The organism is Paenibacillus sp. FSL E2-0178, from assembly GCF_038593005.1.
In the GTDB taxonomy this organism is placed as follows: domain Bacteria; phylum Bacillota; class Bacilli; order Paenibacillales; family Paenibacillaceae; genus Paenibacillus_AQ; species Paenibacillus_AQ phytohabitans.
In genome coordinates this window covers 6,256,516-6,283,228 of record NZ_CP151953.1, presented here as the reverse complement: position 1 = coordinate 6,283,228, position 26,713 = coordinate 6,256,516, and the positions used below count along the sequence as shown (strand labels likewise).

Annotated in this window: 23 protein-coding genes; 4 read left to right on the top strand and 19 right to left on the bottom strand. The window is 48.0% G+C overall.

Features of this window, described 5'->3' with window-relative positions; all coding sequences use genetic code 11:
• Position 1: 1 nt before the first annotated feature.
• The 17 genes from MHI42_RS27415 to lonB form a co-directional block, all read right to left on the bottom strand.
• A complete protein-coding gene (locus MHI42_RS27415) occupies positions 2–1,021 on the bottom strand; it encodes a nucleoside-diphosphate sugar epimerase/dehydratase (protein ID WP_342421226.1) in 1,020 nt (339 codons plus the stop codon).
• Between the two features lie 26 nt (positions 1,022–1,047).
• A complete protein-coding gene (locus MHI42_RS27410) occupies positions 1,048–2,181 on the bottom strand; it encodes a glycosyltransferase family 4 protein (RefSeq protein ID WP_342421225.1) in 1,134 nt (377 codons plus the stop codon).
• Between the two features lie 65 nt (positions 2,182–2,246).
• On the bottom strand, positions 2,247–3,392 hold the full coding sequence (locus MHI42_RS27405) for a DegT/DnrJ/EryC1/StrS family aminotransferase (protein ID WP_342421224.1): 1,146 nt from the start codon (positions 3,390–3,392) through the stop codon (positions 2,247–2,249).
• Positions 3,392–4,030 carry an acetyltransferase gene (locus MHI42_RS27400; protein ID WP_342421223.1) on the bottom strand — a complete coding sequence of 213 codons (639 nt, stop codon included), beginning with the start codon at positions 4,028–4,030 and terminating at the stop codon, positions 3,392–3,394. Before MHI42_RS27400 ends, MHI42_RS27405 begins: the two co-directional genes overlap by 1 nt.
• A 29-nt stretch (positions 4,031–4,059) precedes the next feature.
• Positions 4,060–4,680, bottom strand: coding sequence for a sugar transferase (locus MHI42_RS27395; RefSeq protein WP_342421222.1), 621 nt, complete (start codon positions 4,678–4,680; stop codon positions 4,060–4,062).
• Between the two features lie 41 nt (positions 4,681–4,721).
• Positions 4,722–5,735: a stalk domain-containing protein gene (locus MHI42_RS27390; protein WP_342424813.1), complete on the bottom strand. Its 1,014-nt coding sequence runs from the start codon at positions 5,733–5,735 to the stop codon at positions 4,722–4,724.
• Between the two features lie 11 nt (positions 5,736–5,746).
• Positions 5,747–6,424 (bottom strand): hypothetical protein, encoded by a 678-nt coding sequence (locus MHI42_RS27385; protein WP_342421221.1) that lies wholly within the window; start codon positions 6,422–6,424, stop codon positions 5,747–5,749.
• Positions 6,425–6,446: 22 nt separating this feature from the next.
• Entirely contained in the window at positions 6,447–8,279 is a 1,833-nt protein-coding gene (locus tag MHI42_RS27380; protein WP_342421220.1) for a nucleoside-diphosphate sugar epimerase/dehydratase, read from the bottom strand.
• Between the two features lie 42 nt (positions 8,280–8,321).
• Positions 8,322–9,008 carry a CpsD/CapB family tyrosine-protein kinase gene (locus tag MHI42_RS27375; RefSeq protein ID WP_342421219.1) on the bottom strand — a complete coding sequence of 229 codons (687 nt, stop codon included), beginning with the start codon at positions 9,006–9,008 and terminating at the stop codon, positions 8,322–8,324.
• On the bottom strand, positions 8,989–9,765 hold the full coding sequence (locus tag MHI42_RS27370) for a Wzz/FepE/Etk N-terminal domain-containing protein (protein WP_342421218.1): 777 nt from the start codon (positions 9,763–9,765) through the stop codon (positions 8,989–8,991). The genes MHI42_RS27375 and MHI42_RS27370 overlap by 20 nt, the downstream gene beginning before the upstream one ends.
• 199 nt (positions 9,766–9,964) lie before the next feature.
• The gene (locus tag MHI42_RS27365) at positions 9,965–11,968 is read right to left on the bottom strand and encodes an S-layer homology domain-containing protein (RefSeq protein ID WP_342421217.1); all 2,004 of its coding nucleotides are present in this window, start codon (positions 11,966–11,968) and stop codon (positions 9,965–9,967) included.
• Positions 11,969–12,054: 86 nt separating this feature from the next.
• On the bottom strand, positions 12,055–12,837 hold the full coding sequence (locus tag MHI42_RS27360) for a CpsB/CapC family capsule biosynthesis tyrosine phosphatase (RefSeq protein WP_342421216.1): 783 nt from the start codon (positions 12,835–12,837) through the stop codon (positions 12,055–12,057).
• Positions 12,838–12,937: 100 nt separating this feature from the next.
• A complete protein-coding gene (locus tag MHI42_RS27355) occupies positions 12,938–13,525 on the bottom strand; it encodes a non-ribosomal peptide synthetase module (protein ID WP_342421215.1) in 588 nt (195 codons plus the stop codon).
• Positions 13,526–13,553: 28 nt separating this feature from the next.
• Positions 13,554–14,219: a ribosome biogenesis GTP-binding protein YihA/YsxC gene (gene yihA, locus MHI42_RS27350; protein WP_039296666.1), complete on the bottom strand. Its 666-nt coding sequence runs from the start codon at positions 14,217–14,219 to the stop codon at positions 13,554–13,556.
• Between the two features lie 12 nt (positions 14,220–14,231).
• Positions 14,232–16,625, bottom strand: a complete 2,394-nt coding sequence (lon, locus tag MHI42_RS27345) for an endopeptidase La (protein WP_246354530.1) — start codon at positions 16,623–16,625, stop codon at positions 14,232–14,234.
• Between the two features lie 246 nt (positions 16,626–16,871).
• Entirely contained in the window at positions 16,872–17,375 is a 504-nt protein-coding gene (locus MHI42_RS27340; protein WP_042139659.1) for a hypothetical protein, read from the bottom strand.
• Between the two features lie 706 nt (positions 17,376–18,081).
• Complete coding sequence (gene lonB / locus MHI42_RS27335) at positions 18,082–19,791, bottom strand: ATP-dependent protease LonB (RefSeq protein WP_042139662.1); 1,710 nt, start codon at positions 19,789–19,791, stop codon at positions 18,082–18,084.
• A 190-nt stretch (positions 19,792–19,981) separates the two neighbouring features.
• Between lonB and MHI42_RS27330 the strand changes: the two genes are divergently transcribed.
• The 4 genes from MHI42_RS27330 to MHI42_RS27315 are packed head-to-tail and all read left to right on the top strand — an operon-like array spanning position 19,982 to position 24,032.
• Positions 19,982–21,445, top strand: a complete 1,464-nt coding sequence (locus MHI42_RS27330) for a spore germination protein (RefSeq protein ID WP_342421214.1) — start codon at positions 19,982–19,984, stop codon at positions 21,443–21,445.
• A 43-nt stretch (positions 21,446–21,488) separates the two neighbouring features.
• Entirely contained in the window at positions 21,489–22,697 is a 1,209-nt protein-coding gene (locus MHI42_RS27325; RefSeq protein ID WP_342421213.1) for a Ger(x)C family spore germination protein, read from the top strand.
• Entirely contained in the window at positions 22,694–22,903 is a 210-nt protein-coding gene (locus MHI42_RS27320; RefSeq protein ID WP_342421212.1) for a hypothetical protein, read from the top strand. Before MHI42_RS27325 ends, MHI42_RS27320 begins: the two co-directional genes overlap by 4 nt.
• Positions 22,904–22,934: 31 nt before the next feature.
• On the top strand, positions 22,935–24,032 hold the full coding sequence (locus MHI42_RS27315; RefSeq protein WP_342421211.1) for an endospore germination permease: 1,098 nt from the start codon (positions 22,935–22,937) through the stop codon (positions 24,030–24,032).
• A 142-nt stretch (positions 24,033–24,174) separates the two neighbouring features.
• Here the strand turns inward: MHI42_RS27315 and ispG are convergent, their stop codons facing one another.
• Together ispG and clpX are read right to left on the bottom strand one after the other, a co-directional pair.
• The gene (gene ispG / locus MHI42_RS27310; RefSeq protein ID WP_039296744.1) at positions 24,175–25,320 is read right to left on the bottom strand and encodes a flavodoxin-dependent (E)-4-hydroxy-3-methylbut-2-enyl-diphosphate synthase; all 1,146 of its coding nucleotides are present in this window, start codon (positions 25,318–25,320) and stop codon (positions 24,175–24,177) included.
• A 128-nt stretch (positions 25,321–25,448) separates the two neighbouring features.
• Positions 25,449–26,705: an ATP-dependent protease ATP-binding subunit ClpX gene (gene clpX, locus MHI42_RS27305; RefSeq protein ID WP_042139666.1), complete on the bottom strand. Its 1,257-nt coding sequence runs from the start codon at positions 26,703–26,705 to the stop codon at positions 25,449–25,451.
• Positions 26,706–26,713 lie beyond the last annotated feature (8 nt).

Genomic DNA, 26,713 nt, shown 5'->3' with positions numbered 1-26,713 from the left:
ATTATAAGCTCCTGCCATTAAGTTCTTTTTTTATCAGATCTAGACTTAACAAGAGTTCTTTTATACCTTGAATATCTAACCTTTCTGTATTATGAGAATTATATTCCCATCCCTCAGAAATTTCTTTATTACCTTCTTCAAAGAACTTATCATAGTTTAAATCTCTGGTATCCGCAGAAATCCGATAATAGCTTCCTAAGTCGGTTGCTTTAGCCATTTCTTCGCGCGTCAGCAAAGTCTCATATAACTTTTCCCCATGCCTAGTTCCAATAACTCTTGTATAGCTATCCGATTGAAATAGCTCTTTTAGCGCAGTAGCTAATTCACCTATTGTGGATGCAGGAGCTTTCTGAACAAAAATATCTCCTTGTACTGCTTTGTTAAAGGCAAACAACACTAGCTCAACAGCATCTTCCAAGGACATCAAATAGCGAGTCATATCAGGATCTGTAATTGTAATATCCTCATAGTTTTTAATTTGATCAATGAATAATGGGATAACAGAACCTCTGGAGCACATCACATTTCCATAACGAGTTCCACAGATTAATGTATCTTCAGGAGATACTGTTCTTGATTTGGCAACCATAACTTTCTCCATCATCGCTTTTGAAATCCCCATAGCATTGATAGGATATACTGCTTTATCTGTCGATAGACAAACCACTTTCTTCACTCCAAAAGCAATGGCAGCATTAAGAACGTTCTCAGTCCCCATAACGTTAGTCTTCACAGCCTCCATAGGAAAAAATTCGCATGAAGGAACTTGTTTCAGGGCTGCCGCATGGAATACATAATCCACCTTATGCATAGCTGCTGCCACACTATTATAATCTCGAACATCCCCAATAAAGAATTTGACTTTATCGTTTCTTAATTCCTTACGCATATCATCCTGTTTCTTTTCATCTCGGGAAAATATTCTAATCTCTTTAATTTCTGTGTTCAAGAACCTCTTTAGAACCGCATTACCAAAAGAACCTGTGCCTCCAGTTATCAATAACGTTTTTCCAGTAAACATCAGTAATACCCCGCATCCATTTTTATTTAATGAGATATAATAATTTCGTAAGTTCTATCCACAGTGAAATTTTCTTCCAGATAAGTTCTTCCGTTAGATCCCATTTCCAAACGCAAAACCTCATTACTGTTCAAGTTAACAACGTTATGCATGAAGCTTTCTAAATCTCCGCTTGGAGACCATAATCCACATTTAGCTTCATGCAACATATCTTTGACATCGGTATTCAGATCAGTTGCAGCTAAAATTGGCAATCCAAACTCCATATAAGAATTAATTCTCGACGGGAAGTTTGGAATAGTGAATCTTTTATCCAAGAATACGAGCCCAACGTCACTTACAGATAAAATCTCATCGAACTCATTCTTAGGCATATATTCTTCGATCTTTATGTTCATTTGTTTGCTTCTAATTACTTCGGTTTTTATTTTATTGAACTCAGTACCTGAGCCTATTATTAAAAAAAATATATTCTCCATATTTTTCACAGAATCCAAAACATCCATTAAAAAATCTATACCCTGTGGTTTTCCTAAATTCCCGCCATAAATATACAGCACTGATTCTGTAGGAATATTGTACTTCAACCGTATATCATTCCTCTCTATTGAGGAATAATCATGCATTTCAACTGGTTTAATAGAGTTAGGACAAACCTCGACTTTATTACGATCAACTTCGCTATTATGTTTAATCACATAATCAACATTCGCTTCTGACATACAGCCAATATTGTCAGACAGTGCGTAAAGGTTTCTCTCCTTTTTTCTAAAATATTGCCATATCAAACTTCTCTCTTTAATGATTCCTAGATCAACCGCATTCTGTGGGAAAATATCTTTTAACAACAAATAAGTTTTACTTCCATCACGTTTTTTGATAAATTCTACTACTTTTACAAAAGTAATTGGTGGAGTTGAATATATAATTAAATCAAATCTAATATTTTTAAAATACTCTTTTACTGCTTTTATAAATTGTCTTTCAATTAATAAGGTAGATATTCCTTTCTCAAGAAGCCCAGTTTTAGTTACATTTCCTGTTCTCACTCTTAATACTTGTATTCCAAGTTCATTTTTAAGTTCTGTTTGTTTATCATATCTTTTCTCACGCTGACAAATAACAAAAACTTCATCACCACGATCTTTAAACTCTCTCATCAAGTCTACATATAAATTTCTGGAGACTTCCCCTTCTGGATAAGCTAGTGTCAGAAATAGGATTTTCATTTCTTTACCGATATAAAAATTTCGTTAATCGTATTTAGAACTAGGCTTTGCTGATCATGAGTCATCGAAGAACCTGAGGGGAGACAAATTCCATATTGAAATAAATAATTTCCAACACATTCAGTCTCATAGTGATAGAACATAGGTGCGTCTATGAATATTGGCTGTAAATGCATTGGTTTCCATAAAGGACGCGACTCAATATTCTTTAATTCAAGTTCATTAATTATAGATTCAGGAGTGAGGACAACATCTTCATTTAAAGTTAAGACCGATAACCAGTAGTTAGGGCTTCCTAACTCTGAAATCGGCATGAAACGTAAAGGTAATTCTTTAAATTTATCTTCATACTGGGCAAATATATACTTTCGGGTATCAATAAAACCATCCAAAGCTTGGAGTTGTCCTCGACCTATTCCGGCACTTATATTGGATATTCGATAATTATACCCTACCTCTTTATGCTCATAATGCTTTGCCGGCTCTCTGGATTGCGTGGCCCAGAATCTCATTTTTTTTATAGCTTCTTCATCATTAGAAACGACCATACCTCCACCAGATGTAGTGATGATCTTATTTCCATTAAAAGAAAAAATCCCCACATGACCAAACGTTCCACATTTTTTACCTTTATATGTTGCCCCGAGCGCCTCAGCCGCATCTTCAATAACTGGAACTCCATAATGTTCACAAATAGGAAGTAACAAATCATAATCTGCGCTCTGGCCGTACAAGTCAACTATAATAACTGCCTTCGGCATTTTGTTTTCTTTTTTTGCCCACTCAAATGCTTTCTCTAAAGCTATAGGTGACATATTCCAAGTTTCTGGTTCTGAATCTATATATACTGGTTGAGCATATTGATACAAAATTGGATTACAACTTCCCGCAAATGTAAGATCTGAACAAAACACATAATCACCAGGACCCACATTAAAATATTTCAACGCTAAGTGAATACCTGCTGTTCCAGAAGACAGCGCTAATCCATGATCTATACCTATATATTCGCATAGTTCTTCCTCGAATTTATCAACATTAGTCCCAAGGGGGGCAATCCAGTTGCTATCAAATGCCTCCTGTATGTATTTCATTTCATTCCCACTCATATGCGGGGGTGACAAAAAAATACGTTCCTGCATTACAATTCATCTCCAAAGCTTTTTTTTATTTGTGCCGGTACGCCTGCTACCATCACACTATCAGGAATATCACTGATTACCACTGCACCGGCAGCAACAATCGCATTGGAACCTATAGTGATATTATTTACAATTTTCGCCCCTACACCTAGCCAGGAGTAGTCATTAATAGTTACGGTTCCACTAACATTTACTCCCGGAGAAATATGAACCCCTTTTCCAATAACACAATCATGATCGATAGTACATGAAGTATTCAGAATACATCCTTGAGCAATACTAGCATTTGCATTGATCACTGCATTAGCCAGAACTACAGTGCCAGATTCTATTCCACTGAATTTACTTACTATACTAGATGGATGAATTATAACAGGAATTTTGTAGCCCGCTTTTTCAAGTTTAGTCAGCCAAACATGCCTGTTACGGTTATTTCCTACTGCAACAATAGCATTCGAATATGTTTTTTTATGGTCCAGATAAGTATCAAAATCGCCAATGACAGGAATCCCGAGCACCCTATTAAGGGTATTATCATTGTCCAAAAAAGCTATATTATTCCAGCGACCAGTAAGCATGGCCGTTTCAGCAACAACTTTCCCATGCCCACCAGCCCCCAAGATTAGTAAGTTATCCAACTGAATTCACCTGACCTTGGTTTGATGAATCAACCTTCTATTGCATTACTGCCAGTGAAAATTGGCATTGTATCTGTCTGTGAATTATTTACACCATCTCTAATAAGTACATTTTTAACTGTTTTCATAATAATCTTCATGTCCAGTTTTAGAGAAACATTTTCAACATACCAAACATCATAATCAAATTTTTCTTCCCAGCTAATTGTGTTTCTTCCATTCACCTGGGCCCAGCCTGAAATTCCCGGTGTTACTTCATGTCTTCGATTTTGCTCTGGAGTATAATATTCAAGATACTTTACCAATAGTGGACGCGGACCTATGAAACTCATTTCGCCTTTGAGAATATTGATTAACTGCGGTAGTTCATCGATACTTGTCTTCCGCAAAAAAGAACCTACCCGTGTCATTCTTTGTATGTCAGGTAAAAGTTCTCCGCTCTCATCCGTCTCTAAAGACATAGTTCTGAACTTGTATACCGTAAAAATATTACAATTCTTGCCTGGACGTTTCTGCCGAAACAGCACTGGGCCATTAGAGCTTATCTTTACTGCAATGATTGCTGCTATCATAATGGGAGAGCTTAGAACAATAAGTAAACATGCAATAAGCCAATCAACAATTCTCTTCACGACTAAGTATGGCCGCATTCACTATCAACCTCTATTTTTAAAAAATAAAAACCATTAAGTTAATTCACCAGAGATGCAGCTTCATCCATACCGCCCTGAAGGGTCGCTTCAAATGTGTCTTTATACTGCTGAATAATACTAGTGCTATATCCATTATTGTTTAGTTTTTGTTCAGCGTCAGCGATTATACTGTTGAAAGAAGCTCTAAAGGATGCTATCTGCTGTTTCCCTTTGGCTTTAATACTTTCTCTGGTCGCATCATCACTCGCACTCAAGTATTCGGCTAAGGTTCCCAGTAGCGTAGACGCACTTTGCGATTGTAAAGCATTCAACTTCGCTTCTGTTGCGCTTGTAATAGACTCATAGGAAACCTTCCCCGAACTTGCTCCCGCGGATGCTGAACCTGCTCCATTTACATCAGTAGTCGCCGTTGCTGTCGGTGCTGCACTAGCAGATGGACTCGATCCGTTAATATTCGGATTCACATTAGCATTGTTTTCTTCATAACTCTTAGAATTTGCAGTAATAGTCTTTGTCTTCTGATCCCAGCTAATGGAATTCCCTACAGATTCCGATAAGAATCTTAGTGGTACATAGATGGAACCATTCAGTAGATAACTGGATTGGCCCTTGGGTAACGCTTTATTATTCCCATTAAATACATAACTTGCATTTACGTTGTTCAGAGCAATACTCTTCGTTGCAAAAGCGGAACTATCTGTAACATTCATCAAATATTCTTTAATTACGACCATTTCCGAACTGCTTGGCTCTGCTACTGTTACCTTAAGATTCTTGGCATCCCAGCTTACGCTCTTTTGGAGTGCATAGGACATGAAACGTAGAGGAACATAGGTAGTGTTATTGTACATAAACACATATTGACCTGCCGGTGGCTGCATAACCACACCATCAAAGAGCAACTTCACATCTACATTCTGCACTTTGATTGTATTTGAAGCCTTTGGAGTTACTGTAGAAACAGCAGCTGAAGCCGATATAGGCGCCGATGCTGTTAATGGTGCTGATCCTATTAACGCTACTGTCAGTAGAGCTGCTGCGGGAATTTTCACCTTAAACAAGATCATTCACTTCCTTTTTCTTGTGCTTTAAGTTGTTCTTCTTCAGCAATTATTTGATCACGTGTCTTCCCTTGGCTAACGCCGTATTTCTTGGCTACTTGTGAGAGTTCGTTATATTGTTCCTCTGAGACTTTACCAAGAATAATGCTGCGTGCTTCCCGCTTCTCATCAATGGTTAGGCCGCCCTTAGCCAACTCTTGAAGTCTCTTGATATCTGATACACTTAGTTGCCCTGCTACTATAGCTGCAACATTCGCCTTATCCTTCACAGTCACACTGTCCTGAATCTCTTTAGCTTTATCCGTAGAAACTTGAGCGGTATATCCATCTTTAGAATCCGTATTCTTATTTGCCACTGGAGCTGGAGTAGTTGCTGGCTTAGTGGTACTGACAGCCGTTTGTTCTCCGGCATCCGTAGAAGCTGGAGTGCTGTCTGGCGGACTTGTTGATGTTGGAGCAACTGAAGCCGCTGGTTCCGCAGACGGATCACTCTCCGCTACTGTAGGCTCAACAACCTGTCCCTGAGGCACATTAACAGTATCTTCCGCTTCCACATCAAACCCATCCGACATAGAATTCATCAGCTTGTCAACAGCATAATTGGCAGCGAATAGTCCGCCAACGCCCAACACCACGATGACCGACAGCGTCCAGATCAATACTTTCTTCCATCTTTTCACTTCAGGTACCTCCAAGTTCTAATTAGCTAATCGCCGCCTGGATCACAGGCTGCATCGGCACGATCTGATTAATTACTTCACGAATGGCTTCTCCGTCTTCAGCAATAACACGTTCTAGCCGTTTGAACTCCAGCTCCATTTGACTCTGGCTAATGACATTAGGTCTGCCGATGAAGATCCGGTCATGCTGAGTTGAGCTCAGGTTCTCTTCATCTGTCAGCAGTTCTTCATATAGCTTCTCACCTTCACGGATACCCGAGAAAGTGATATCGATATCCTTATACGGTTCATAGCCAGACAAAGTAATCAAGTCTTCTGCCAAGGTAAGAATTTTTACCGGTTGGCCCATATCCAGCACGAAGACTTCGCCACCTTTTGCAAAGGAACCTGATTGAATCACTAATTGTACGGCTTCCGGTATCGTCATGAAGAATCGGACCATCTCCGGATGCGTAACAGTGACCGGTCCTCCGGCAGCAATCTGCTGCTTGAATGCGGGAATTACGCTTCCACGGCTGCCTAGTACGTTGCCGAAACGTACTGCCGAGAATTTCGTTGGGCTCGTTACATTAAGACTCTGAACATACATCTCAGCGATTCGTTTCGTTGCCCCCATGACACTGGTAGGGTTAACGGCCTTGTCTGAAGAGATCAGCACAAAACGTTCTGCTCCGTATTTGTCTGCACAGTCAGCTACATTACGTGTGCCGAAGACATTATTCTTGATCGCCTCGGAAGGATTACGCTCCATCAGGGGAACGTGCTTATGTGCTGCCGCATGAAAGACCACCTGCGGCTTGTGGCTCTGGAATATATCCATCAGCCTTGTACGGTCTTGAACATCGGCAATAATCGTCACAATATTCAGATAAGGGAAGCTCTTGCGCAGCTCCATCTCTATGGTATAGATGCTGTTCTCTCCGTGTCCAAGGATCAACAGCTTGTCCGGTGCAAAGGGAGAGATCTGGCGGCATAGCTCTGATCCGATAGAACCTCCTGCTCCCGTAACAAGTACGGTCTTATTATGGACATAACCCAGGATACTGTTCATGTCGGCTACAATTGGCTCACGGCCCAGCAGATCTTCTACACTAACATCCCTTAGCTTCTTGACAGAAATCTTGCCTGCGATCAGGTCATTCAATGCCGGTATAATCTTTAGCTTCGCGCCCGTAGCCTTGGCCAGATTAATAATCTCGGATATTTCGGTTCGGGAGACGGAAGGCATGGCAATAATAATCTCATGAATTTCCTTCTCCTTGACAATCCGCGGGATATCATAACGGTTACCAAGCACAGGGACACCCAATATGGTCAGGTGATATTTGTCTGAACTATCATCTATGAATCCTACCAGCCGTGTATGAGCGAATGAAGGCCCCATCATTTCCCTGGCAATCAGGATACCGCAGTCCCCTGCTCCTACAATAAGTGTATGGATCTCCGTATCCTTATTGTTAATCCGGTCATTGCGGAACACTCTCCAGACAAACCGTACTCCGCCTACCAACAACAGAATCGTCTCCACCGAACGCACTTCTATGCTTAAGGGAACCTGGTGGGGCAGAATAAATAAAGCTACCGAGTATGAGATTACGGCTCCTACCACAATAGCTTTGAGTACCGATATGATCTCGCCAATACTGGCATATTGCCACATTCTGCGGTACAGGCCGAAATACACCAGACTTCCCCCGAAGGCAACAGTCGAAATCACACCGAATACGATCATCTGGACAACATATTCCTGAGGAATATGGTTAGTGAACCGGAAGAGATAGGAAGTCACGATACTGAACCATATGATTGTGATATCGATCAGAAATAATACCAACACCCTGGTTTTCGCTGTCATTTTTAGTGCCTCCAAAAATAACAATTTTCATCAATAGGAAACTTAATTGCCATAATAGTAATAATAATAGCCTTCACTGGCTTTACGTTTAACATTATTCAGTACTACTCCCAGCATTCTTGCCCCTACCCGGTCCAGACCTGCCTTTGCCTTAACGGCAATATCCCGCTTAACCTTGCCGTAACTCACGACCATAATAACGCCATCGCTCTTGGAGGCCACAATCTGCGCATCTGTAACTGCCAATAGTGGCGGTGTATCGATTAGAATAACATCGAACAGCTGGCGCAGCTCTTGCAGAACCGCACTCATACGGTTGGAGGCCATCATCTCTGCCGGATTTGGCGGAATCGGACCAGAAGTCATTAAAGAAAGGTTGTTCACTCCTGATTCTTGAATCACCTCAGACAGCTCAGCCTGCTGAGATAATAGTGAAGACAATCCGTAACGGTTACTGAGCGAAAAAGTCTTATGTGCTGTAGGCTTACGCAAGTCACCGTCAATGAGTAGCACCTTCTTATCTGCTTGAGCATAAGCAGCGGCAAGGTTAGCTGTCACTGTAGACTTCCCTTCCTCCGGTCCGGAAGAAGTGACCATAATGACCTGAATCCGTTCATCTACCGAAGAGAAATCAATATTCGTGCGCAGTGCCCGAAAAGCTTCAGATACAGGTGAGCGCGGGTTCGTCACGGTAATCAGATGGCGTTGTTTATTTGGCTGCTGTGACATGTTCGAGATCTCCCGCCTTTCTGGTCTGCGTCTGTACTTGCTGTTCAGTAGTCTTCGTTTCTTCTTGTCCAAGCCGTGTAATCATGGCGATCGTCGGCAGTCCAAGGTATTTCTTAATGTCATCTTCTGTCTTCAACGTATCATCTAAGTATTCCAGCAAGAAGGCAATTCCCAGACCGATCATCAAGGATACAATGAAGGCAATCGCGAGGTTCATCACCACATTCGGCTCTACCGGTCCTGGAGCAACCGGGGGATTAAGCTTAGCTTCATTGAGGATGGACACATTCTGCACATTGAACAGGCTCGGAATCTCCTGCTTGAACACAAGTGATATGGCATTCACGATCTCTGCGGCTCTCTGATATGAATTATCTCGAACGACAAGTGTCATCACCTGCGTATTGTTTACGGAGCTAACATTAACCTTCTTCAGCATCTCCTCCGCAGTAATAGCGAATTGCGGATAGTTCTTAGCCACAACGTCGAGGATTGCCGGTGTCTTAATAATTTCCTTGTACGTATTGATAAGCTGAATATTCGTATTAATCTGGTTAAGATCCAGTTGCCCTACCGTAGATTGGGTAGGTGTCTGATTAACAATAATCTTCGTTGACGCCTCATACACCGGATTCTTAATGTATAAGCTGTAGACCCCGGCAAGAACACATGCCACGATAACAATGCTGACAATCATCCACAGTCTCTTCCTGACAATCTGGAAATAATCGCGCAGATCCAATTCTTGTGCTGACAAGTGAATTTCCCTCCAAGCTGTTTCTGTAATATTTCACCTAAGCAAGTAGAAACGCCTTTGACGTCCATTTAAAGGACGGCACCGTTTCAGCGAGAAATAGAAGGATAATTTATAGCGTAGAGCATATAAATTCTTATATTTCTAAAAAAGTGCCTCCTCTCTAATAGACGAGAGGAGGCTCTCCACACTTACTATTTACTTACTTGAAGTTGATTGTACGGTAGATAATAACTGCTGCTTCTGCACGTGTAGCAGTATTGTTAGGGTTGAACTTGCCTGCGTTACCGATAACCAGGTTATTGCTGGCAGCGAAGGCAACTCCGTCTCTCAGCGATGCACTGATCTTGGCAGCATCAGAGAACTGGCTTAGCGCGCTTGCACTAGTAGTTGCATCAGGGTTCACCGACTTAACTGCACGGGCGATCATGGTTGCCATTTCCGCACGGGTAATGGTTGCATTAGGATCGAATTGTGCAGCGCTGCGTCCGGTGATGATCCCTTTCTCAGCAGCTACAGCTACATATGGGGCATACCAGGAAGTAGAGCTAACATCGCTGAAGCTCTGCTTAGCGGAGTTGTTCTCCAGATTCAGTGCGCGAATCAGCATCTTGGCGAATTCAGCACGGGTCACATTGCTCTTCGGAGCAAAGTTGCCGTTACCCACGCCTTCGATTGCGCCCTTAGCAGCTACAACGGCAATTTGTCTTCCCGCCCAAGCCTGTACACTTGCAATGTCTTTGAAGCTTACTTTGTTCTCAACTACTGCGTAGGAAGAGAACGTGTCACGTGGTTCTACGATATAGTCACCGTCTACAACACCGCCCTGGAACTGCAGCGCACCGTATACAACCTTAGCAACGGAGAGCAATTCTTTGTCTAGGCCTGTTGTATTCTTCAGTGGCAGCTTGATTGTCAACGGCTGCTGGAAGGTTGTTGTAGCAACGCCGCCTACAGTCAGATCAAATTCATATACGCTTGATGCCAGCTTCAGGCTGGAAATCGAGGTTACAGTAGTGTCAGCAATTGTGGATACAGTCAGTGTAACCGCATCGTTGAATTGGCCTACTGGAATCGTTACGGTCAAACCGTTGAAGGTAATTGCAATGTTGGCAATGCCTTTAGCCTTAGCGGCATCAATGATTGCTTTGGACAATGGAACTTCAACTGTTGCAGCATTCACTGTACCCAGGTTCAGGGTAAGTGTAAGGCCTGTCTTACCGGCATTAGCAGCAACCAGGGCATCAAATGCTTTCATTACATCAGCATCAACCAGCTTAAGTGTCGCCTTGTCTCCAACAATAGTTACCAGCTTGGATACATCGTAGATTCCAGGTGTAGCTGTTGGATTGGTAACTGGAGTTGTTACTACAGTTCCGCCACCGCCACCGCTGCTACCGCCATCACCGCCACTATTGAAGCCGTATGCTTTGATATAAGCAGTAGCAAGAGCCTTCACCGCAGGCTTCGCTGTTGGAAGTGTAGCATTCAGGTTCTTCAGAGTCAGCTTCACATCAGCAGGAGCAATATCAAGATTGTATACTACCTGACTAACTGTAAGGGCTCCTGTACCTGTTCTGTGGTTAAGCACAGCTGTAATGGCATCATCAATGAGAGCATCCTGGCTTGTGGAATTAGCGATAATATCAAGCAGTTGAGCATTTGTCTTGCTGCTGACCAATGCGCGGAGTTCTGCTTCCACACCATTGCTACCCAGCAGGAATTCAATCAGGTCATCAAATGTAAGCTCAGCCACGCCAGCTTCTGCAGCGATCTTATTAAGCAGGTTTACATTATCCAAATCATAACGAATAGCTTTAATTTCAGCAAAATCATTAGCATACACATCATAAACTACACTGGATACACTCTTGAATGCTTTATGGGCAGTTGCAACATCACCATCATTCAAGAATGTAAGCTTGTCGAGCACTGGCTTGAAGATAGCTTTGAATGTAGTAATGTCAATGTTGCCTGCTTCTAATTCATAAGCCAGAAGCTTCTCCTTGTCTGCTGCAGTAAGTTGATCATATACATTCTTCACTTTGAGCTTCGCATCTGCGTGAGTAACCGCTGCCGCAGAAGCCGTACCTACGATCCCAAGATGCTGGGCCAGCCCCTTGCTGCTGAACGGGAATCCGGCAACGGATGCCGCTGCCATGCTTACTGCTAGTGTAGATACTGCCAATTTTTTCTTCAAAGTCACTTGTCATCCACCTCTTTGTATGTATTTTTATAAATAATAGAGCGTTAATCCAGTAATACCCATTCTACCATTAATCCATTGAGAGGTCACCCTTTACGAGAAAATAATCCGAACAATCTATGAAGTTTGCTGTTAGATTGAACAGGATTAACTCGAATTATCTCCTCGTTAGCCACAATTCTGCGCGCATTGTGTAGAAAAAAGTCGAATGTCTCATTTCCCAATTGCTTCTTCACAACCTCGTAAGCCTCGCTTAAACCAAACGGACGATTACTAGAATCATGGGCATCTGATGCAATCACATGTATAGTCCCCCGCCGGCACAAGTCGATCGACAGCTTCTGCAGCTTACTCCCGAAGGTCCCGGCAAGACTCTGTGCCGTCAGCTGTCCAAGCGCTCCCAGTTCGGTTAGCCGCTCCAGCTTGGACGGATTCTCGGCGACTTCGGCATTACGCTCCGGATGGGCAATTACCGGAACATAGCCCTGAATGATCAGCTCATGGCAGGTCTCCTCCATGTTGCGGGGCACACGCGAGGAGGGCATCTCCAGCAGGATGTACCTGGAGCCTGCAAGCGTCAGCAGTTGTCCCTTCTCCAGATCATCCAGCAGATCGCCGTAGATACGAATCTCCTGGCCCGGCAGCACCTGAAGGGGATTGCCCGCTTCTTGGAGCTTCTCATTCAGCAGCCGCACAGCTGCTTCTATATCTGGAGCCGGATTCATATAAACTCCGTTAGCATGGTGCGGGGTGGCAATTACAGTTGTAATACCATCGTTATTGGCGTCTTGCGCCATGGCGAGAGCGGCGTCAACATCAGCGGCTCCGTCATCCATGAAGGGTAGAATGTGGCTATGGATATCTATCATATGTCTTTTATCGGTCCTTTTCGGGAGGATATGTATAGATTTCGCAAAAAAATACAACCATTTCACTAGGAAATGATTGCTAAATTTTAAATTAATCTTCTTAAGCTTCTAACTGAAACAGCCTGTAAGCTGCCAGCGCAAGCTGTTCGTCTACTTCACGGATAGCCTCTTCATGCTGACAAGTATTGCGGAGATCCAGCAGTCTATTAATCTTCCGGCGCTCCTGTTCTATCTCCTGCTCTACCGTCTGCAGCTTGTAAATAGACATCATCTCTACTAATGAATATTTATGCTGATAGATCAGCTTGGTGCCGCCGGGTCTCACTTCCGAGATCCGGCGCACCGAGCCACCCTCATAATAGTACATCATGGTTAATTCCTTATAAATCCGGTTCACGGTTCCCGTGCCCTTATACATGAAGAAGAGCTTACGTACCGCATTGATCAGATGAGGATTCACTACCCTGCAGGACAAGGAACCAATATAGATGCCGCCTTTGCGTTCAAAAGACAGATGTACCTCCTCGCCCCCGGCTTCCTCCAGCACAATCTCCTGTTCACCTGCGCCAAGGATCTTCACGCGGTGGCTGATATAGCTGGTATCGGCGGTAAGCAGAAACTGGTTCAGCTGAAATTCGGTCATTTGCATTGTTGCATTCACATATTCCATAGCCAGACGCTGAGCCATAACCATCCCTCAATTCTATGACAAACCCTTAAGTCTCAGAAGAGTCTTCGTGCTGTGGTTCATCCCCGGAATCCTGATCGTCCGGTTCTGCCGGAGGTTCTTCTTCGGTAGGAAGAGTATGTCTATCGATAAGTTCCCATAGTTCGTCTTTGCCAAGTCCAATCTCTGAAGAATAGGCAATGAAGTTATCACCCGGCAGCACACCGAGCTCCTGCTTCATAACCTTGATATGCTTCGGCCAGCGGGTCTTCGGAATCTTATCCGCCTTGGTTGCCACTACACAGAGCGGCAGATCATAATGCTTCAGCCAGTCGAACATCATCTTGTCATTGCCGGTTGGCGGATGACGAAGGTCTACAACGAGCAGGACCATCTTCAGCGTTTCACGCTCGGACATGTATTTCTCAACCATTTTGCCCCAGGAGGCGCGCTGCGTCTTGGAGACCTTGGCGTAGCCGTAACCCGGAAAGTCGACGAAATACATACTTTCATTAATACGATAATAGTTCATATGCTGCGTCTTACCCGGTGTAGAACTGGTGCGGGCAAGATTCTTGCGGTTAATCATACGGTTAATCAGAGATGACTTCCCTACATTGGAGCGCCCTGCCAGAGCAATCTCCGGCAAGGCATCCTCAGGGTATTGATCAGGGCCCACGGCACTGATCACAAATTCGGCATTGTTAACTTTCATAATACTCCCCTTCTAATGCACACTACTTGGCGCTTCAATACTTATTTCTGTATCCGTATCTGTGTCTCTGCCGCTGACGGCCTCATGATCCACAAGTGCATGCTTCAGCACCTGATCCATATGGGCTACCGGCACAAACTCCACATCGTTCAGGACACTCTCGGGAATATCCTTAAGGTCACGCTCGTTGTCCTTAGGAATGAGGATCTTCTTATAGCCTGCACGGTGGGCAGCCAGCGATTTCTCCTTAAGGCCCCCGATTGGCAGCACACGCCCGCGCAGCGTAATCTCGCCGGTCATCGCCACAGTCTTCGAGACATAACGTTTCGTCAGGGCGGAGATCAGTGCTGTTGCAATCGTAATCCCTGCAGACGGACCGTCTTTGGGGATCGCACCTTCGGGAATGTGGATATGAATATCGTTCTTCTCATGGAAATCCGGTGCCAGTCCCAGCTCCTCCGCCTTAGAGCGGGTATAGCTGAAGGCGGCCTGCGCCGACTCCTTCATCACATCGCCCAGCTGTCCGGTCAGCGTCAGCTTGCCCGTACCCTGCACAACCGTTACTTCGATCAGAAGCGTATCGCCGCCAACCTCGGTCCAGGCCAACCCGGTCACGGTGCCGATCTGATCCTCCAGCTCCGCCATTCCATAGCGGTACTTCGAAGCGCCCAGATAATCCTTAATCTCTTCCGGAAGAATGCTTACGCGTTCCTTCTCTTCCGAGACAATCTGCTTGGCGGCTTTGCGGCACAGGGCAGCAATCTGCTGCTCCAAATTCCGCACTCCGGATTCCCGTGTGTACTCGCGGACAATCTTCAGCAGCGTATCATCCTCAATGGATAATTGCTCATCTTCCAAGCCATGACTCTTGCGCTGCTTCGGCAGCAGATAGCGGCTGGCAATCTGCAGCTTCTCCAGCTCCGTATAGCCGGGAATGAACAGCATCTCCATCCGGTCCAGTAACGGGCGCGGAATATTATGCACGGCATTCGCTGTTGTGACGAACATGACATTCGACAGATCGAACGGCAGCTCTACGAAGTGATCGCTGAACGTATTGTTCTGTTCTGGGTCAAGCACCTCCAGCAGAGCCGCCGACGGATCGCCGCGGAAGTCCGCTGCCATCTTGTCGATCTCATCCAGCAGGAAGACCGGGTTGATGCTGCCTGCAGTCTTCATCCCCTGAATAATACGTCCGGGCATAGCACCGACATAGGTACGGCGGTGACCACGAATCTCCGCTTCATCCCGCACGCCGCCCAGCGAGATGCGGACAAACTTACGGTTCAGCGAGCGGGCGATGGAGCGGGCGAGCGAGGTTTTACCAACGCCCGGAGGACCTACCAGACACAGAATCGGCCCCTTCAGACTCTTGACCAGCTTCTGTACCGCCAGATATTCCAGTACGCGTTCCTTCGGCTTCTCCAGACCGTAGTGGTCTGCATCCAGCACCTGCTCCGCCTTCTTGATATCCAGATCATCTTCGGTTGCTTCGCTCCACGGCAGACCCAGCAGCCAATCCACATAGTTGCGGATGACGCTGCCTTCAGCCGAGCTTGCCGGCATTTTCTCCAGACGGTCGATTTCCTTCTCGATCTTCTCCTGCACACGCTCCGGCAGATTCTTCTCTTCCATCTGGGCGCGCAGCTCATCCGCTTCGCCTGCCCGGCCTTCCTTCTCGCCAAGCTCCTTCTGGATCGCTTTCATCTGTTCGCGCAGGTAATACTCCTTCTGGGTCTTCTCCATCTGTTTCTTCACGCGCTGGCTGATCTTGCGTTCCAGCTCCAGCACTTCACGCTCATTATTGAGGATATCGAGCAGCTTCTCCAGACGTTTGCTGACGTCAATGGTCTCCAGAATCTCCTGCTTCTCCTTAATCTTCAGCGCCAAATGACTGGTGATCACGTCGGCCAGCCGGCCCGGCTCTTCAATATCGGAGACAGCAGCCAGCGTCTCGGGAGTAACCTTCTTCGACAAGGTGATGTAGTGTTCGAACTGGCTCAGTACGGTACGCATCAGGGCATCGCTCTCCTGATCAACATCCTCCTGCTCCGGTAGCTCACGCGCCATTACCTCGTAGTACTCCTCGTTATCCGTATAATGAATAATCTCGGCACGCTCTACGCCCTCCACCAACACTCGGATCGTGCCGTTGGGAAGCTTCAGCATCTGCCGCACATTCGCAACTGTACCCACCCGGAAAATATCTTCCTGTCCCGGTTCCTCTATATTCACTTCCGACTGGGAGCAGAGGAGAATCAGGTTATCTTCAACCATAGCTTTTTCCAGTGCCCGGACTGACTTCTCGCGGCCTACATCTAAATGCAGAACCATGCTGGGATATACAAGAAGACCTCTAAGCGGTAATAAAGGAAAACGACGACCTTTCGATTTGCTTTGTATCATCGCTTTCGCACCTCCCATGGTTCATAAGTAGTGTCATATGCATTCATTCTAACAAAAGCGGCATGAAAACACCAACAAGCCTTGTGCCGCGGCAAATGCTGTGGCGCAGTCGTCTTTTAGTATTCGCTGAACTTAAGTGTACTATGCCGTTGCCTTTACTTAAAGGGTGCCTGATCCATTAAAAGAAAAGAACGCCCGGCATGGACGTTCCCCGAATGTATTGTTATTTTGGACGATTAGCCCTGATCACGCATTTACACTTTGTGCCTTACGGTCCTGCCTTGCATGCAACGTCTTCATTGCCAATCTTGCGATCGGCTGCGCAACCAGCAGTTCAATCCAGAAGGCTATCCCAAAGTTCCTTGGCCAGATATGAAGGAAGTTTCTGACGGGCTCCAGACTTACATGTCCCGTTCCAACCCATGTGCCGATAACCGACATTGAAACCGATAATACTGTAACATTCAAAATAATATTCAGGAGAACCCTGGCATTAAATCCGTCAGTTTGTCCTGTGAATTTCGGCAGCACTTTGCGGACAATAGGTCCGGCCACCAGCCGTACCAGCAGAACTACGATTACCCACATGAATGGAAGGATCTTCAGTGTATCCAGATATACTTCCTTGCTGAATCCGAGTTCCAACCCTACGATAAGAGGAGCAATGGTATTGACTGAAATAATTGAGACAATCAATAAAAATAATAAACCTTCTTTGGCGTTTCTGGGCAGTCTTGTTTCTCCGTGCATGTACGTCATCTCCATAAAAATAGTATTTCAGATGGCAGACGTATCCTGAGACATATATTTTTAGTCTATAAAAGACTAATATCTCCACACACTGATCTATTCATTATATCATTTCAGGCGGAGGAATGTCAGCACTTCTTCTCAAGAAACCTGATCCCTGTACCAGGTGGGAACAAGTGGAAATAGCCCGCAGAGTCGTGTTTTAGCTTGGACGGTGAATCAATTACTTTACGGGGGGGACCCCCAAGAGCTACATTCCGCGGACAAAAGGGGAGGATGCCGCGGGGATACGGACTGATGCCACAAGCAAGTGGATAAAGGTATCTTAATTTGTTGATTTCGGCGGATCGGGGGCAAGCAAGTGGAAAAACTACATTTAATTCGGGTGATTTAGCTAGTTTGAGTGAAAGACAATAATTTAAGTGCCGTATATCCAACTGCTGTTTCCGAAGGATTCATTCGTTCCTCAGCAAGTGTAGAAAATCCATCTATTTCCGGGCCAGCTGCATCCGGTCCGTTAGCCCCGTGCCGAGTCCCCCTTTCGCTAAAAAAGCGGCCTTACGGTCCGTAAGGCTCAGGAATCATTACATAACGAACAAGTGGAAACAGCTCCTCCATTCTCCAAAGGATGGTACCGTTCCAGCAAATTCCGCAAAAAAAGGTCCCCCAGTACATGATCTGAGGGACCTCTTCATATAGACTGCTGCTATCCCGGCAAGCTCTCCCCCGAAGCATCCGCCTTCAGCAGCGAAGGCGCCGAAGAGAAGGTCTCGCCCGACACGGCTGGCATTCTCACGTCTGCCGTATCCGCGCCAAACAGGTGGCGGAAAACTTCTTCGACGGTGTCCATGGGGATGACCCGCAGGGGGCCGAGGTCGGCGAACAGCGACTGCCAGTTCTCCTTAGGAATCAGCACGGTGGTTGCACCGGCCTGGAACGCGGCCTCGACCTTGGCGACCACGCCGCCGACCGGCTTCACACGGCCGTGGATGCCGATCTCCCCGGTAATCGCTACCGTGTTATCCACCGGCAGCTGCCGGATGGCGGAGACGATAGCGACCGCCATGGCTACTCCGGCGGACGGGCCGTCAATCGGCGTGCCGCCTGGGAAGTTAATGTGCAGGTCGTAGTGGTCCGGGTCCAGCTTCATCGTACGCAGTACGGTCAGCACATTCTCGATGGAGCCTCTGGCCATACTCTTGCGCCGGGTCGTCCGTGAGCCGCCGCGCAGCTCCTCTTCATCAACTACACCGGTTATATTCAGTCTGCCTTGTCCATTAGCGGCAGGTGCGGCGGAGACTTCAATCTCCAGCAGCGTACCCATGCCCGGCCCGTAGACGGCAAGGCCGTTAACCAGCCCGATCTGCGGAGACGTTGGAATCTTGCGCTCCGTCCGCAGCGGCAGCTGGCTGCTGCCCGCGACCCATTCCACTTCGGCAGCACTCAGGGTATCCCGGCCTTCGGTCAGGGCCAATCCCGCGGCCAGCTGGATCATATTCACGGCCTCGCGGCCGTTCGTGGCATATTGCTGCACCACTTCCACCGCTTCGGGGCTTGGCTTCAGTCCGACCTTCTGGACGGCATCCCGTCCGATCACCGCAATCTCCTCCGGCAGCAGCGGCCGGAAATAGATCTCCATGCAGCGCGAACGGAGCGCAGGCGAGATTTCATCCGGCGAACGTGTCGTTGCACCAACCAGCCGGAAATCGGCGGGCAGGCCGTTCTGGAAGATATCATGGATATACGCCGGCGTGTTGCTGTCTTCTGAATTATAGTACGCACTCTCCAGCAGCACCTTGCGGTCCTCCAGCACCTTCAGCAGCTTGTTCATCTGAATCGGATGCAGCTCCCCGATCTCATCCAGGAACAGAATCCCGCCATGCGCCTTGGTAACCGCTCCCGGCTTCGGCTGCGGAACTCCGGCCACCCCCATGGCCCCCGCACCCTGATAGATTGGATCATGCACCGAGCCGATGAGCGGATCGGCAATCCCGCGCTCATCGAAGCGGGCGGTAGTGGCATCGATCTCTGTGAATTTGGCATCGCGCTTGAACGGGGACAGCGCATTCTTCTTCGCTTCCTCCATGACCACACGCGCAGCGGCTGTCTTGCCTACACCAGGCGGTCCGTAGATAATAACATGCTGCGGATTGGCACTGCAGAGCGCGGCCTTAAGTGCGCGCAGCCCGTCCTTCTGTCCGACGATATCATCGATGGAGGCCGGACGTGTTTTTTCTGAGAGCGGCTTGGTCAGAGAGATCATCCGCATCTTGCGCAGCTTATCCAGCTCCTTGCGCGATTCCCGGTCTACCGCCGTCTTGTTGGTCTTCTGTCCACGCAGCAGATTCCAAAAATAAACGCCGATGACCAGCGCGAAAAAGAGCTGCACGATCATCAGCAATATACTTAGTTGCATAGCACACCCTCCTGTTTCCTTCCGTCTGCCTGTCCAGTATTTAACTACTACTAGGTAGTATAGCCGTTTCAATCATTCGTAAACGCCTGTGCCAAAAAAACAGAAGCCGCCTGCACCCTTCCCGGCCCGCAGATTGCATACGATTCCCATAAACGGAAAGACTATACCGGATAACAGGAGGCGAATGCACATGACGCAGCTGGAAAATGCAGGATCGCCGCAGGAGAAGCTGCCGGAATCTCTGTCTGTTTTTATAGAGGGAATGCAAGTCCGCCTGGGCAAAAGTACAGATATCATCTACCGGTTCATCACACTGGGCTCTTTGTCCGCTGTGCTTGTCTTTATTGAAGGCCTGTCTGATCCGCAGTCTCTCATTCAAGCGGTTCATGAGGATGCCGGCCTGTTCCATGAGCTGGACGATTTCACGCCGGTAACCTGCCTGAAGCTGCTGCAGGAACGGACGCTTACTCTGGGCAAGGTTGGAGAGATCAGCAACTATACAGAGGTTGAAACGGAAATCCTGGCCGGTAACACGATTCTCTTCATTGAAGGTAGCGTTACGGCGCTGTCTGCCGGCACGGAGGCTCTCAAGCAGCGTGCGGTGGAGGATGCGGTCTCCCAGTCGGTAGTCCGCGGGCCCCGAGAAGGCTTCACCGAATCCCTACGGGAGAATACCGCTCTGGTCCGCAGGCGTATCCAGAACCCGAAGCTGCGGATCGAGTCGCGCAAGCTGGGGGAGCAGACCCAGACGGATGTCGCGGTGATGTACATTGAAGGCAATGCCGATCCCGTCGTGCTGGAGGAGCTGCGCAGACGGCTGGATGACGCCAGGCTGGATAGCGTACTGGAGAGCAATTACATCGAGGAGATGATTCAGGATAAGCGCTACAGCCCTTTCCCGACCGTCTATAATACCGAGCGTCCGGATGTCACGGCCTCGGCACTGCTGGAAGGTCGGATCGCCATTCTGGTGGAAGGGACTCCGTTTGTGCTCGTGGTTCCCGCACTGCTGGTACAATTCTTTCAATCCAGTGAGGACTATTACCAGCGGAGCGATTTCGCCAGTCTGGTGCGGCTGCTGCGATTTTTTTGTTTCGCTGTTGCGCTGCTGACTCCCTCCTTCTATATCGCCATCACTACTTTTCATCAGGAGATGATTCCGACCACTCTGCTGATCAGCCTGATCGGCCAGCGTGAGGGCATTCCTTTTCCGGCCTTCCTTGAAGCGTTCATTATGGAGATTACCTTCGAGATACTCCGCGAGGCCGGTATCCGGCTGCCTAAATCCATCGGCCAGTCCGTGTCCATCGTCGGAACTCTGGTTATCGGTCAGGCCGCGGTTGATGCGGGGCTGGTCTCAGCAGCCATGGTCATCGTGGTGTCCATCACAGCGATCGCCAATTTCGCATTGCCGGCCTTCAATGTCGGCATTTCTGTGCGGATGCTGCGTTTTGTGCTGATGGCGATTGCCGCCTCCTTCGGCCTGTACGGGATGATTATCGCGATGATTATTCTGGGTCTGCATCTGTGCAGCCTAGAATCGGTGGGCATTCCTTACATGACCTCCTTCGCACCTATGCGCTGGCAGAGCCAGCGGGATACCTTCATCCGCGTCTCGCGGCGCAGCATGAAGAAGTTTTTTGGACGAAACTAGAGGTTGCCTGCCTGTGAATCTATAACGAAAGGAACGCTGCCTGATGCGGGGAAGACGCGCCCTTACGATCCTCCTGATTCTAAGTCTCCTGTCACTTACCGGATGCTGGAGCCGCAAAGAACTGAATGATCTTGCTCTGGTCATGGCGCTCGGCATTGATCTGGTTCCGGAGGGGTATGCGGTCACCGCCCAGGTTATGAATCCCAGCGAGGCCGGTAACCAGAAGGGGGCTTCCTCCGGAAGCCTGCCTGTCGTAACCTACAAATCCGTAGGCCGTACCGTCCCCGATGCGCTGCAGCGGATGCTGGGCATGACTCCCCGTATGCTGTATCTGGCCCATATTCGTGTGCTTGTCTTAGGGGAAGAACTGGCCCGCAGCGGGGTCAGCGATGCGCTGGACTTCATCTCACGCGACCATGATCTTCGTACCGATTTCTACCTGCTGGTAGCCAAGAACTCGAAAGCCTCGAAGATCCTGGAGATTATCACACCTTTCGAGCATATTCCGGCGAACTCCCTGTATTCTTCCATTCTCGTCTCCCATAAGAAATGGGCAGCGACCGGGAAGGTAACCCTGCAGCAGTTCATTACCGAGCTGGAGCGCGGAGGCTCGAACCCGATCATGTCAGGAGTACAATTAAAAGGAGATCTGGAGGACGGGGAGTCCGCCAAAAATGTGCAGAGCATCAGCCCGAAGACCCTGATCCAGCATGCCGGCATCGCCGTGTTCAAAAAAGACAAGCTGGTCGGCTGGCTGGGCGAACCGCTCAGCAAGAGTGTTAATTATACGCTGAACGATGTAGACTCAACGGTTGGAAATGTCCCCGGCCCGGATGGCGGAACCGTAGGCTTCATTGTTTACCGGGCAGACACTTCGATGGATATCAAGCTGAATGACCAGGGCAAACCCGAATTCACGGTGCAGCTGAATATAGAAGCCAATCTGACGACAGTAGAAGGAACCCTCGACCTGAACAAGCCGTCCAGCATTGAGGGCATTGAGAAGAATCTGGAGAAACGCTTCGACGACAGAATGGCCAGTGATATCCGGGAGATCCAGCAGAAATATAACTCGGATATCTTCGGCTTCGGAGAAGCGCTGCACCGCAAATATCCGAAGCTGTGGAAGGATTACCGCGACCATTGGGCGGACACCTTCAAGACCGTTAAGATTGATGTTCATTCCAAGGTGGCGGTCCGGCGCATCGGCTCGGTCATCCAGCCGCTCAAAAGGGAGCTCGAGGAGAAATGAACTGGAGTCTGCTGCTACTGTTCTTCCTGCTGTTTGTACTCTTCCTGAAGACACCCGGCATTCTTAGGCTCCGTTCCGCCCGGGATACGGCCGCTTTCTATGGAATCTGGGCTCTGACTGTCATAGTTACTCTCGCAGATAAGGCGGATCTGCCCCAGCTAAGGCCGCTTGACTGGGTTCGCAGCATCATGGAGCTGCTGTCCTGAATACTTTTTGCGGAAAGGATGTGAGATAGAGGTGAAAAGCCGTACCGGTATTGCCGCGAGGCAGTTCTACATTATGACATTCGGTTTAACCATCGGTACCTCTATTCTGGTCATCCCGAGCGGACTTGCGCATACCGCAAGAGAAGATGCCTGGATCGCCTCGCTCTGCAGCCTTATGATCAACCTGGTCATGGTGGTGTTGTATCTATTCATCGCACGGCTTCACCCCGGCAAACATCTCTTTGAAATTCACGAAGCTGCCTTCGGCAAATGGCCCGGTAAAATAATCTCACTGCTGTATCTGTTCTATTTCCTCATTCTCACCGGCACTCTGCTGGGTGACCTCGGATTCTTCATGTCGAGTGAGATTATGCCGGAAACACCGATTGAGGCGGTCCAGATTGTATTCCTGGTTGCTGCGGTTATAAGTGCCGGCATGGGGGTTGTCGTACTCGCCAGATTGGGGGAGCTGCTGTTTCCCTGGGTATTATTTCTGTTCCTGATCCTTGTCCTCACGCTGATCCCCCAGATTGAATGGAATCATATCAAGCCTGTGTTGGAGGGGGGCACAGGTCCCGTTTTCCAGGCCGGTTTTCAGTCCGCCATGTTTCAGGAGCTGATTGTGATGATGACGTTCCTGCCTCTGGTCCATAAGCGAAAAAGCGGGGAGAAGGCCTTCCTGTGGGGCACTCTGACCGGCGGTATCGTGCTGCTCCTTATTGTACTGCTCAGCATTCTGGTGCTTGGCATTGAGCAGACGGAGAACAGCACTTTTCCTGCTTACGCACTGGCCAAAACGATCAATATCGGGAATATTCTGCAGCGCGTCGAGGGGATCCTGATCACCATCTGGATATTAACCTTTTTCATCAAAATTTCGCTGCTCTACCTCTCCATCCTGAAAGGTATCCAAACGGTCTTCGGGCTCAAAGCTCCACAGCATCTGATCTACCCGCTGGCCGTATTGTTCCTCATCATCGCCTGGAATACATATATCAACACCGTCTACGTCAATGACATTATCGGAACGGTATGGGGGAAGTTCTCGTTCATTTTCCTCCTGCTGATCCCTATTATGATCTATGTAATTACACTGCTGAAGAAGGCTGTTTTCCGGAAAAGAACATAAAATAACCCTAAAACATATCAATTCTTAGCTATTAAAAAGCGCCCCGCCGCAGTCAGTCTGAACGAACAGACCTCTGCAGCGGGGCGCTTCATGTATATAAACATAGTTGCTATTAGGATAGGATGCGATAGAATCAGTTCAGTTAATTGCTGCCCTCTGGGTTACCAACAACTACAGCCGGAGCCAGTCCCGCATGCTTGCGGCCGGGAATCTCACCCGTTTCTTCAAAATGCGCCACAATGATGTCAATTTCCTTCTTCAGCTCGGAGACCAGCTCCGCTTCAGGAACCTTACGGATCATCTTGCCGTAACGGAACAGCAGACCTTCCCCGCGTGCGCCGGCGATGCCGATATCGGCTTCCCTTGCTTCACCCGGCCCGTTCACAGCGCAGCCCAGTACAGATACCTTAATCGGCACCTTCAGCTTGGAGATGTACTCTTCTACTTCATTGGCGATAGAGAAGAGATCAATGTCCAGGCGTCCGCACGTCGGGCAGGAGATCAGTGTAGCCGCGTTCGAGATCAGACCAAAGGTCTTGAGCAGCTCACGTGCCACCTTCACCTCTTCTACCGGATCAGCACTCAGGGAGATGCGTACCGTGCTGCCGATCCCCATGGAGAGCAGCGCACCAATCCCGGCGGAGCTCTTCACGGTTCCTGCGAACAGTGTACCGGACTCAGTAATTCCCAGATGCAGCGGGTACGGAATAACCTCCGCCGCCTTGCGGTAGGCTTCAATGGCCATGGGCACATCGGATGCCTTCAGCGATACGATAATATCATGGAAATCCAGCTCTTCGAGAATCCCGATATGGTACAGGGCACTCTCGACCATAGCTTCCGGTGTAGGATAGCCGTATTTCTCCAGCAAATGCGTCTCCAGGGAACCGGCATTAACCCCGATACGGATTGGAATCCCTTTATCCTTGCAGGCTTTAACTACAGCTTCTACCTTATCGCGGCGTCCAATATTGCCGGGATTGATCCGCACCTTGTCGATGCCGTTCTCAATCGCCAGCAGGGCCAGCTTATAGTTGAAATGAATATCCGCTACCAGCGGGATATGAATCTGTTTCTTGATTTCCTTAATTGCCGCCGCCGCTTCTTCATTATTAACCGTCACACGCACGAGCTGGCATCCGGCTTCCTCCAGCCGCAGAATCTCGGCTACGGTCGCTTCCACATCGGCGGTTTTGGTCGTACACATGCTTTGGATAGCAACCTCGTTGTTTCCCCCAATAATAACCCCGCCGACATTGACGGGACGGGTCTGGTGTCTCAAGAACATGGTTTTCTCCCCCATAACGATCAAAGCTCCACCCTCTCCGCTCCCGCAGGTACTGCGGGGTGTGCGGGAGAAAGTGGAGACCCTGAATTGTATTGTTAAGCTGCACTAAGCAGATGATTACTCATTGCTTACGCACTTTCTTCTTTTTTCTTATCCTTCTTGAGACTAAGCTCCGGCAGGGACTTCTCCTGGACCACCTTCTCGGTAATGACACAATCCTTGATGTCATCACGCGAAGGAACCTCATACATCACGTCGAGCATAATGCTCTCGATGATTGCACGCAGTCCGCGGGCACCGGTGTTGCGTTTGATCGCTTCCTTGGCAATAGCTTCCAGGGCAAGCGGTTCAAACTTCAGCGCTACATTATCCATCTCGAGCAGCTTAATGTACTGCTTCACGAGCGCGTTCTTCGGCTCGGAGAGGATACGTACCAGTGTGTTCTCATCAAGTGGCTCCAAAGTGGAGATGACCGGCAGACGGCCGACAAACTCCGGAATGAGGCCGAACTTGAGCAGATCCTCAGGCAATACCATGGAGAGGTATTCGCCGGCTTTCAGGTCCTTCTGACCTTCAGCCCCTGCGTTGAAGCCGATGACTTTTTTGCCGATACGGCGTTTGATCATTTGCTCCAGGCCGTCAAAAGCACCGCCTACGATGAACAGAATGTTCGTGGTATCGATCTGGATGAATTCCTGATGAGGATGCTTACGTCCGCCTTGCGGTGGAACAGAAGCTACAGTACCTTCCAGGATCTTCAGCAGAGCCTGCTGTACGCCTTCACCGGAAACGTCACGGGTAATGGACGGGTTCTCGGATTTACGGGCTACCTTGTCAATTTCGTCTATATAGATAATGCCGCGTTCGGCCTTCTCCACATCATAATCAGCCGCTTGAATCAGCTTCAGGAGGATGTTCTCAACGTCTTCACCGACATAACCTGCTTCCGTAAGGGAAGTGGCATCTGCAATGGCAAAAGGAACGTTGATGATCTTCGCCATCGTCTGCGCCAAGAGGGTCTTACCGGAGCCTGTAGGTCCGAGCAGCAGGATGTTGCTCTTCGTCAGCTCCACATCTTCAATCTTGCTCTGGCTATTCACACGCTTGTAGTGATTGTATACGGCAACGGAGAGCGATTTCTTCGCCTGCTCCTGGCCGATTACGTACTGATCCAGAATATCGCGGATTTCCTTCGGTTTCGGAATATCCTTCATATCCAGTTCTTCTTCGTGACCGAGCTCCTCTTCCACGATTTCCGTGCACAGCTCGATGCATTCGTCACATATATAAACGCCAGGTCCTGCTACCAGCTTACGAACCTGCTCTTGCGATTTGCCGCAAAAAGAACATTTCAGTTGCCCTTTTTCATCATTAAATTTAAACATCTTACCAC